Annotated in this window: 7 protein-coding genes; 5 read left to right on the forward strand and 2 right to left on the reverse strand. The window is 44.9% G+C overall.

Annotated elements, in window-relative coordinates; genetic code table 11:
• The 5 genes from A3735_RS26685 to radA form a co-directional block, all read left to right on the forward strand.
• The coding region (locus tag A3735_RS26685; RefSeq protein WP_255375198.1) for a glutamate synthase-related protein at positions 1-1,326 on the forward strand (1,326 nt) is incomplete at its 5' end.
• A 52-nt stretch (positions 1,327-1,378) separates the two neighbouring features.
• A complete protein-coding gene (locus A3735_RS26690; RefSeq protein ID WP_068634367.1) occupies positions 1,379-2,797 on the forward strand; it encodes an FAD-dependent oxidoreductase in 1,419 nt (472 codons plus the stop codon).
• A 119-nt stretch (positions 2,798-2,916) separates the two neighbouring features.
• Positions 2,917-3,981: a uroporphyrinogen decarboxylase gene (hemE, locus tag A3735_RS26695; protein WP_068513946.1), complete on the forward strand. Its 1,065-nt coding sequence runs from the start codon at positions 2,917-2,919 to the stop codon at positions 3,979-3,981.
• Between the two features lie 173 nt (positions 3,982-4,154).
• On the forward strand, positions 4,155-5,516 hold the full coding sequence (locus tag A3735_RS26700; protein ID WP_156495262.1) for a hypothetical protein: 1,362 nt from the start codon (positions 4,155-4,157) through the stop codon (positions 5,514-5,516).
• A gap of 149 nt (positions 5,517-5,665) precedes the next feature.
• A complete protein-coding gene (gene radA / locus A3735_RS26705) occupies positions 5,666-7,027 on the forward strand; it encodes a DNA repair protein RadA (RefSeq protein ID WP_068513952.1) in 1,362 nt (453 codons plus the stop codon).
• A gap of 24 nt (positions 7,028-7,051) precedes the next feature.
• On the opposite strand, the gene A3735_RS26710 is transcribed toward radA, so the two are convergent.
• Both A3735_RS26710 and A3735_RS26715 read right to left on the reverse strand, forming a co-directional pair.
• On the reverse strand, positions 7,052-9,103 hold the full coding sequence (locus A3735_RS26710) for an EAL domain-containing protein (RefSeq protein WP_068513955.1): 2,052 nt from the start codon (positions 9,101-9,103) through the stop codon (positions 7,052-7,054).
• Between the two features lie 131 nt (positions 9,104-9,234).
• The gene (locus A3735_RS26715; protein WP_068513956.1) at positions 9,235-9,612 is read right to left on the reverse strand and encodes a PilZ domain-containing protein; all 378 of its coding nucleotides are present in this window, start codon (positions 9,610-9,612) and stop codon (positions 9,235-9,237) included.
• Positions 9,613-9,703 lie beyond the last annotated feature (91 nt).

Genomic DNA, 9,703 nt, shown 5'->3' on the forward strand with positions numbered 1-9,703 from the left:
GGTTCTCCTTGGGAGCTTGGTTTGAGCGAGGCTCACCAGACTCTGCGCGGCAATGACTTGCGTGGCAGCGTCCGTCTGCAAACCGATGGCGGTTTAAAGACAGGTCTGGATGTTGTTAAAGCGGCGATACTGGGTGCCGAGAGTTTTGGTTTCGGTACCACGCCTATGGTTGCTTTGGGTTGTCGTTATTTGAGAATTTGTCATTTGAACAACTGTGCGACGGGTGTTGCGACTCAGAACGAATTACTTCGTGATGAGTACTTCAACGGTACCGTAGAAATGGTAATGAACTTCTTCCGCTTTGTTGCGAAAGAAGCGCGTGAGTGGATGGCTAAGCTAGGTGTTCGTAGTTTGGAAGAGCTGGTTGGTCGTACAGATTTGTTAGACATTTTGTCAGGTACTACTGATAAGCAGAACAAGCTTGACCTATCGCCGATTCTTTCGACTGAGGGAATACCTGAAGATAAACCGCATACCTGTAAGGTAGAGCGTAATGCTCCGTTTGACCAAGCCTTGTTGGCCGAAAAAATGGTTGAGGACTTAGTTCCAACAATTGAATCCAAGTCGGGTGGTACCTTCGATTACGAAGTGACTAACTGTGATCGTTCGGTTGGTGCACGAATCTCTGGCGAAATCGCAGAGCGTCATGGTAATCAAGGTATGGTGAGTGCGCCAATCAACTTGAATTTGACGGGTACAGCTGGTCAGAGCTTTGGTGTTTGGAATGCTGGTGGTTTGAATATGAACCTTGAAGGCGATGCAAACGACTATGTTGGTAAAGGTATGACTGGTGGTAAACTAACCATTCGACCCCCTCAAGGTAGTGAGTTCAAAACCCAGGAAACATCCATTGTTGGTAATACTTGTCTTTACGGCGCTACTGGCGGTAAGTTGTTTGCAGCGGGTACGGCTGGTGAGCGTTTTGGAGTTCGAAACTCTGGCGCTTCAGCGGTTGTTGAAGGCGCAGGTGATCACTGCTGTGAATATATGACTGGCGGTTTGATTACTGTTCTAGGTCAAACAGGTTATAACTTTGGTGCTGGTATGACAGGTGGTTTTGCCTATGTGCTAGACCAGGAAAATACGTTTGTAGATAAATACAATCATGAGTTGGTAGAAATTCAAAGAGTTTCAACTGAACAAATGGAGCCTTATCGCAATCATTTGCGAGGCGTTATTAAGGAGCATGTTGCTGAGACATCTAGTAAGTGGGGGCAAGAGATCCTTGAGCACTTCGATGACTTCATTGCTAAGTTCTGGTTAGTTAAGCCGAAGGCGGCTAGCTTGGATAACTTGCTTAACAACATGCGTTCTCGCCCTGAGTAGTGTTTCGAATTATCGAATACTCTCATTGCGAATAAGGTTTAGAGGTTAGAATATGGCAAAGCGTTTAAATAACAACTTTCAGTTTGTTGATGTGGGTCGAGTTGACCCAAAGAAAATTCCAATGGAAGGTCGTACCGAAGATTTTGGTGAGATCTATCAGTCATTTGATCAGAATGACGCGACTGAACAGGCTCATCGATGTCTTGAGTGTGGTAACCCTTACTGTGAGTGGAAGTGCCCGGTACATAACTATATCCCGAACTGGCTAAAGCTGGTTTCAGAAGGGAATATTCTTGAAGCGGCTGAACTGTGTCACCAGACAAACTCTTTGCCTGAAGTGTGTGGTCGTGTTTGTCCTCAAGATCGATTGTGTGAAGGTGCTTGTACTCTTAATGCAGGTTTTGGTGCGGTGACTATTGGCTCGGCGGAGAAGTATATTACTGATACGGCTTTCGCTATGGGTTGGCGCCCGGATATGTCCAATGTTGTTAAAACAGACAAGAAGGTTGCCGTGATTGGCGCGGGCCCTGCCGGTTTGGCTTGTGCAGATATCCTGGTTCGTAACGGTGTTAAGCCTGTTGTTTTTGATCTTAATCCTGAGATTGGTGGTTTGCTTACCTTTGGTATTCCAGAGTTCAAGCTAGAAAAGGATGTCATGTCGCGTCGTCGAGAAATCTTCACCGATATGGGCGTTGAATTTCGCTTGAATACCGAAATTGGTAAAGATATCAGTATTGATGACTTGTTAAATGACTATGACGCAGTATTTATGGGTATGGGAACATACAAGTACATGAAAGGTGGCTTCCCAGGTGAAGACTTGCCAGGCGTTCATGATGCATTGCCATTTTTGATCTCAAACGTTAATCGTCGTTTGGGTTTTGAAAAAGATGAAGCTGACTTCATTAACATGGCAGGTAAGAAGGTGGTTGTTCTGGGTGGTGGTGATACTGCGATGGACTGTAACCGAACCTCTATTCGTCAACAGGCAGATAGTGTAGTTTGTGCTTACCGTCGTGACGAAGAGAATATGCCTGGCTCACGCAAAGAAGTTCAGAATGCCAAGGAAGAAGGTGTAGGCTTTATGTTTAATCGTCAACCAGTGGCGATTGTAGGTGATGATAAAGTTGAAGGTGTGAAGGTTGTTAAAACACAGCTGGGTGCCGCTGATGAAAATGGTCGTCGTCGCCCGGAAGTTATCGAAGGTAGTGAAGAAATCCTGCCTGCTGATGCAGTATTGATTGCGTTTGGTTTCCAGCCTAGCCCACCAGAATGGCTGTCCGATGTGAAGGTAGATGTTAATAGCTGGGGCGGTGTTGTCGCGCCAGAGAAGGGTGAGTACCCTTATCAGACGAGTAACCCGAAGATTTTCGCCGGTGGTGATATGGTTCGTGGTTCTGACTTGGTGGTTACCGCCATTGCGGAAGGCCGCCAGGCAGCTGAAGGCATCATGGACTACCTGGATATATAGTCTGCACGTGATGAGTATCAATGACTAAATCCAAGGCACGGTTGATAATACTGTGCCTTTTTTGTATCTGGACAACATTGCCAGACATTTCTTGATTATTAATATTGAAGAGACAGTGAATGACAGAGCTAAAGAATGATCGATTTCTGAGAGCGCTAGAGCGTAAGCCGGTTGATGTGACGCCTGTATGGATGATGCGTCAAGCTGGGCGTTATCTGCCAGAGTATAAAGCGACCAGAGCGCAAGCCGGTGACTTTATGAGTCTGTGTAAGAATAAAGAACTAGCATGCGAGGTCACAATTCAGCCTCTTGAGCGCTACAAGCTCGACGCTGCAATTCTGTTTTCTGATATCTTGACGATTCCGGACGCAATGGGTTTGGGTCTTTATTTCGAAACGGGTGAGGGGCCTCGTTTCAAGAAGATTGTTCGAACAGCAGAGGATGTCGAGAAACTACCTATAGTTGATACCTCTAAAGACTTGACTTACGTAACGGATGCAGTGAGCACCATACGTAAAGAGTTGAATGGACGTGTTCCGTTGATTGGTTTCTCTGGGAGTCCTTGGACTTTAGCCACTTATATGGTTGAGGGTGGAAGCTCTAAAGATTTTCGCCATATCAAAGCGATGATGTATTCTCAGCCAGAAATTATGCATCAGTTATTGGATAAAATTGCCTTGTCTGTGATTGATTATCTGAATGCTCAAATAAAAGCGGGTGCGCAAGCGGTTCAGATCTTCGATACCTGGGGTGGAAACCTGAGTGATCATGCATATCAACAGTTCTCTTTGGCTTATATGAAGAAAATTGTAGCTGGCTTAATTCGGGAATACGATGGTCGAAAAGTCCCCGTGATTCTATTTACCAAAGGAGGCGGTTTATGGTTGCCTTCTATGGCTGATACCGGCGCTGATGCACTTGGTCTTGACTGGACGATGGATATCGGTAAAGCGCGTGCCTTGGTAGGTGATAAAGTTGCTTTGCAGGGGAATATGGATCCGTCGGTGCTATATGCTTCAGAAAAAGGTATTAGGGATGAGGTGGCTAGAATTTTGGCATCTTATGGTCCAGGTGAAGGCCATGTATTCAATCTGGGGCATGGTATTCATCAATTTGTTGATCCAGCACATGCAGGCTACTTTGTTGATGCGGTTCATGAACTGAGTGCTCAGTATCACGCTTAAGATCGTTATCTAATGCATAGAATTAAGGGTGCAACGTGGCACCCTTTCTTTTTCTAGCACAAAATGCCATGTAATTCCCACACGTGTCACATTTGCAGCAGGCTCTTATTTAACCTGTGCGACTCTTTTAATACAATCGATAGATAACCCTTAAGGTCTCCCAAGGAACTGTAATGAGGCATCTCTCTCTCTATTTTGCTAAGGCAATTTCAATTTGTATCTGCGCTACAATGATCGTGGCTTGCGATAATTTAGAAAATATAGCCTTTTTCAAAAGTGTTGGGGATCCTGACATATATCAAAGTGATGCCGAAACTAATATCGATAACAAAACCATCGATATCGAAGTCGACATGTCCGAAGATTTATCTCTTAAAGTGCTTCAAGCGACTCTTTTAGCTTACTTGGATTCGCCATTGTATCGATATTTAGATGCATCAGACTTTCCAGAAGATCTAAGTTTGATATGCGGAAATTATGTTAAAGATGTATTTGAGGACCCCATTAGTTGGGACAGTTCTAGGGAGCCGGGTCAGGCTTATAGCGAAGGTGATACAGTAGAGCTGGTCTTTGACAATTGTCAGTTGAGTACAGGGCAAGAAGTGTCTGGTGCTTTATCGATGGAATATAGTGATATGGGTGGGGTAAATGACACCTTCATGCCGGTTTCAACTGATTACTGTGTTGATAGGCTTAATATCCTAAACGAAGGCCCTGATTACGACACATTATATGTAGCAGGCCATGAAGTAAGATTTTTCCCCTTTGGTGATGACACGATAGTCCGAGTTTATGAGCACAGCTACGATAGCGATACGGGTGAGCGAATATCTACCCTAAGGGCATCTTATGAAGTTGCCAAAAATAGGCCAACCTTGATTATCAATGAGCGTTTAGGTGTCGATGCTGGTGCTTTAGCATCGTTGGACGGAGATGAAATTTATCATGTTTTTGAAGGTGAACAGGAACTAGAGCGCTGCCAGTACTATCGTCGGCATTTAGATGTAAGTGTCAATGAGTTTGCAGTTAAAGATGGCGAAATTACCACGACTATAGATGGAGAAATTGAGTTATCAAATATTTCAGAAGATCTCGAAACTGAGTCATTTAACATTGTCGATAGCGATTTTTCTTTGTCCGTACAGCAGAATGCTTCACTGAATGAGTTTTCATTAACTGACTTTGATGCTGAAAAGGTTGAGAATTTGTCACGAGGCACCTATGTGATTGGTTTTTCAGGAGTCTTGGAGTCCGATTCGATTGGCGGAACAGTTGAAGTTGATGCAATGGACTCTTTTAGCAAGCTGAATGGCACGATAGGCGAATATCCAACTGATGGCATATTTAAGGTATTAGGACAGGGTTTGGAGCGAGTGACCCTGACGTCAAACCCTAGTGCACTGGTGATCGGTGTTGATTATGATGGTGATGATTCTCGTGTTGGAGCCAGTTTCCCAGATGAAACGTTTACAACGACCTGGGAGCAACTTCTGGAAGGTGACTTCCAGCGAGATGACTTTATTCCAGCAGAGTAGAAAGTTCCTTTCATACTGCTCAATATATCATTGATGGCCTTCTGGCTTCATATACTTAATTCCTCGATTAGCTCTATAATATTCCTCCTGTAGAGCGAGCATATCTATTTGCACGCATAATTATCAGATCTCATAGCAATAGGCTTAGCATGGCAAAGAGCAAAACCGCATTCGTCTGCACTGAGTGCGGGTCAGATTTATCTAAATGGCAAGGCCAGTGTCCGGATTGTGGCCAATGGAATACTATTCAGGAAATAAAGCTAGCAAAGCAAAGTAAGAGCAGCAGTACCTCGTTGGGTTATGCGGGCGCCAAGTCCGAGATTAAGGCTTTGGGGTCAATTGACCTCGAAGATCAACCCAGATTCAGTAGCGGTATAGGTGAGTTTGATCGGGTGCTGGGGGGAGGTTTAGTTCCCGGTTCTGCTATATTGGTTGGAGGTCATCCGGGTGCCGGGAAAAGTACTTTGCTACTCCAGACGATGTGTCATCTTTCTTCAAGCAGGGACGGCTTATATATTACTGGTGAAGAGTCTTTACAACAGGTTGCACTGCGAGCAAAGCGCCTCGGTCTCAAAGCTGATGTGCTGAATATGTTCTCTGAAACCCGGATCGAATCAATAGAAGAAGTGGTTCAAGTCCATAAGCCAAAAGTGCTGGTTGTTGACAGTATTCAGGTAATGCACACAGAAGCGATAGAGTCGGCTCCAGGTAGCGTTTCGCAAGTAAGAGAATGTGCTGCCAGGTTGACCCGTCTTGCCAAACAGACTGGCATGGTGCTATTTCTGGTTGGTCATGTGACCAAAGAGGGAGCGATTGCCGGGCCTAAGGTTTTGGAGCATATGATTGACTGCTCGATAATGCTCGAAGGCTCCAGTGACACTCGTTATCGCACTTTGCGAGGAATCAAAAATCGTTTTGGTGCAGTGAATGAGTTAGGTGTCTTTGCTATGCTCGAAAAAGGCTTGGTTGAAGTGAAGAACCCGAGTGCAATATTCCTAAGCCGTGGCGAAGAGATAATGCCAGGTAGTGTCGTGACGATACTCTGGGAAGGTACGCGCCCGTTGCTAGTAGAATTACAGGCTTTGGTTGATGAGAGCCAAGGCAACTACCCTAAGCGAGTCGCCTTGGGTATGGATCAGAACCGTTTATCAATGTTGCTGGCCGTGATGCATCGACATGGTGGGATCCATTGTGGCGACCAGGATGTATTTGTGAATCTGGTAGGTGGTGTAAAGACACTGGAAACGAGTACCGATTTAGCGACTTTGGCAGCGATTGTTTCTAGCTTGAAAGGGGTGTCACTTTCTGAAGATATGGTGATCTTTGGAGAGGTCGGTTTGTCGGGAGAAATACGTCCAGTCCCTAGTGGTCAGGAACGAATTCAGGAAGCGCTGAAGCATGGCTTTAAAAGAGCGATTGTTCCCTATGGAAACAAACCGAGAAACGATATTGCAGGGATGGAAGTTATGCTAGTGAAGAAGTTACCTGATTTGTTGAATGCTCTGTTTTAACATGCTTTGGTTTAGCTTATTAGATTAGTCTTCGAGCGTACTTTCTAAATGACAGGCAAATATGTCTGGCGCCATGGGTCTACCAAACAGATAGCCTTGTGCATAGTCACAGTTTAGATCTTTGAGCAGCTTGTATTGCTCCTGATTCTCGACCCCTTCAGCGACGACCTTAAGGTTTAAGCTGTGAGCCATAGAAATCGCCGCATTAATTAGTTCTTTGTCGGCTTGGTCTTCGACTAAGTCGTTGACGAAGCTACGGTCGACTTTAAGCATGTCAAAAGGATAGTTCCTGAGATAGCTTAGTGAGGAATAGCCGGTTCCAAAGTCATCCATCGATATTCGGACATCAAGATGGTTGAGGGCTCTTAGCGCATCTTTTACGAACTGCTGGTTATTCATTAGAACGCCCTCGGTAATTTCAAACTCAAGTGTATGTCTGGCAACTTGATGGTCCTGAATAATTCTTTCGACTTGAGATATCAGGTCTGGATCTCGAAACTGCCGTGGCGACAGGTTAACCGCCATGCGAAAGTCTGCTTGGTATTGCTTTTGCCACTTTGATGCTTGAGATAGCGCCTGGTGCAATACAAATTGACCAATAGGAATGATCAACCCGGTTTCCTCTGCGATCGGAATAAACTCATCAGGAGGTACTTGTCCTAAGGTTTGGTTATTCCAGCGTAATAGTGCTTCGGCTCCAATAATTTTGTCAGTCTGAACATCGACTTGAGGCTGGTAGGCGAGCGAGAATTCATTTCGGTCTAAGGCACCATGGATTTGTTCTTCAAGCTGTAATCTTCGGGCGACTTGTTGGTTCATTTCCTCAGTGTAGAACGAGTAGGCGTTTCGCCCGAGAGACTTAGCGTGATACATGGCTGAGTCGGCATTTCTTAGCAAGTCGGTCGGAGTAGCACCGTCATGAGGGAAAAGAGCAATGCCAATGCTGGCAGTTAGCATCAGTTTACGACCTTCAATATCAAACGAGCTTCTGAATTGTTCTAATATGCGCTCAGCAGTTTTTTGCGCAGACTTCTCGTCATCTAGGCCGCCCAAAATTAAGATGAATTCATCGCCTCCCAAGCGGCCAACTGTATCGCCCGTTCGAAGTACTTCTGATAGGCGCTCTGCAGCAACCATCAATACTTCGTCACCCATGTCATGGCCAAGGGAGTCATTAACCTTTTTAAAATCGTCTAGATCAACGAACAGTAAGGCAACTTTGTTGTTTTGACGTTGGGCTTCACCAATGATGTGGGTGAGCCTATCCAAAGATAAAAGTCGATTGGGCAGGTCAGTCAGCGAGTCAAAATGCGCTTGGTGAAATATTTTTTCTTCTTGTGCTTTGCGTGTCGAGATATCTTCCTTGACGGCAAGATAGTGAATCACTTTCCCATACTCATCCTTTACTGGAGAGATGTGCCCATATTCCCAAAAGGTCTCGCCATTCTTTTTACGAATTTGTACTTCGCCTTCCCAGCTATGTTCTTTTTCAAGCGCTTCGAAGAGTGCTGCGTAGGTATCTTTTTTTGCGTGGTCAGGCATTAGGCTGAAAAACTTCTTTCCTTCAACCTCACTAAGAGGGTAGCCGGAGGTCGTTTCAAATGCCTGATTTACATACTTTATGCTCCCATTGGTGGCGATGATCATGACCGACACAGGGCTCTGCTCGACGGCTTGGGAGAGGGTACGAATTTTTTGTCCGGTTTTTACTTCCTGGCTGATATCGCGAACTATCCCGAGTACCAGGGCTTTGCCGTCAATATCAATATTCTTTCCAATCACTTCTGAGTGATAAGTGCTTCCGTCTTTACGTTGAAGCAAAACTTCAACGGTTAGCCCTTCTTCAGTGGTTTTGGTTCTTTCGAAAGAGCGGTGATCTTGTTCGGGTGCCTTTATATCAAACACCGTCATGCCTAGCAGCTCATCTTTGCTGTAGCCGCTCATCTTACAAAAAGCAGGGTTAACAAATACGTAATTACCCTCAGTGTCGGCAACTGTAATGCCTTCAGAGCTTTGGTCAGTGATGGCCTTGAGCATGCGATCACTTTCAATATGCTTTTGTTGTCCTGATCCCATGAGTGCCTTGTTGCAGTTATACGTCAATTAAAGAAAACAAGCGTTTACTATGACTAATTAGTTTAGTAGGAACTTAGGAAATTCCTAGTTATTGAGGCTTAAATAGAGAGGAAACTTGAGCAGAGCTTAATTTAAATGACTGTGAGAAGTTCCAGTTCACGCATTAAAATATCGTCGCTACCAACATTAAGCTCTACTAAACGCTTAAGGTGGGTCATGCTGTCGATATCAATGTGCTGGCATTTAAAACCTAAGGTATTGTTTTCCTCGTGGGAAAAGGTGAGTGACATAATAATATGGCTTTCGCTACCTGATAGTCTGATGGTCGCTTCGCAAGGCGTATCAACATCCAGGCTGAAGTGGTCAGGCCGGTGAACCAGAATTCCGCGCAAGGAAATATCAAGGACTTCGGTAGACCATTCAAGGTCATCCTGACGCAAGGTGCAATCGGCATTAAATAGAATTCGGCTAAAATGACGGCGCTCGTCTTGTTTTGTCTCTTCGCTCATTTGGCCTCCGGCAACTCTGTTCTGCAAACCAGTTTGAAGGATAACAGAGAGGATTAATTATTATAGTCATTCATTAGAATATAAGTGCTAT

Source organism: Oleiphilus sp. HI0061, assembly GCF_001635675.1.

Bases quoted from the DNA above. Each gene is read 5' to 3' on its own strand.
- A3735_RS26690 (WP_068634367.1), top strand. From the start codon at position 1,379: ATGGCAAAGCGTTTAAATAACAACTTTCAGTTTGTTGATGTGGGTCGA.
- hemE (WP_068513946.1), top strand. From the start codon at position 2,917: ATGACAGAGCTAAAGAATGATCGATTTCTGAGAGCGCTAGAGCGTAAG.
- A3735_RS26700 (WP_156495262.1), top strand. From the start codon at position 4,155: ATGAGGCATCTCTCTCTCTATTTTGCTAAGGCAATTTCAATTTGTATC.
- radA (WP_068513952.1), top strand. From the start codon at position 5,666: ATGGCAAAGAGCAAAACCGCATTCGTCTGCACTGAGTGCGGGTCAGAT.
- A3735_RS26710 (WP_068513955.1), bottom strand. From the start codon at position 9,103: ATGGGATCAGGACAACAAAAGCATATTGAAAGTGATCGCATGCTCAAG.
- A3735_RS26715 (WP_068513956.1), bottom strand. From the start codon at position 9,612: ATGAGCGAAGAGACAAAACAAGACGAGCGCCGTCATTTTAGCCGAATT.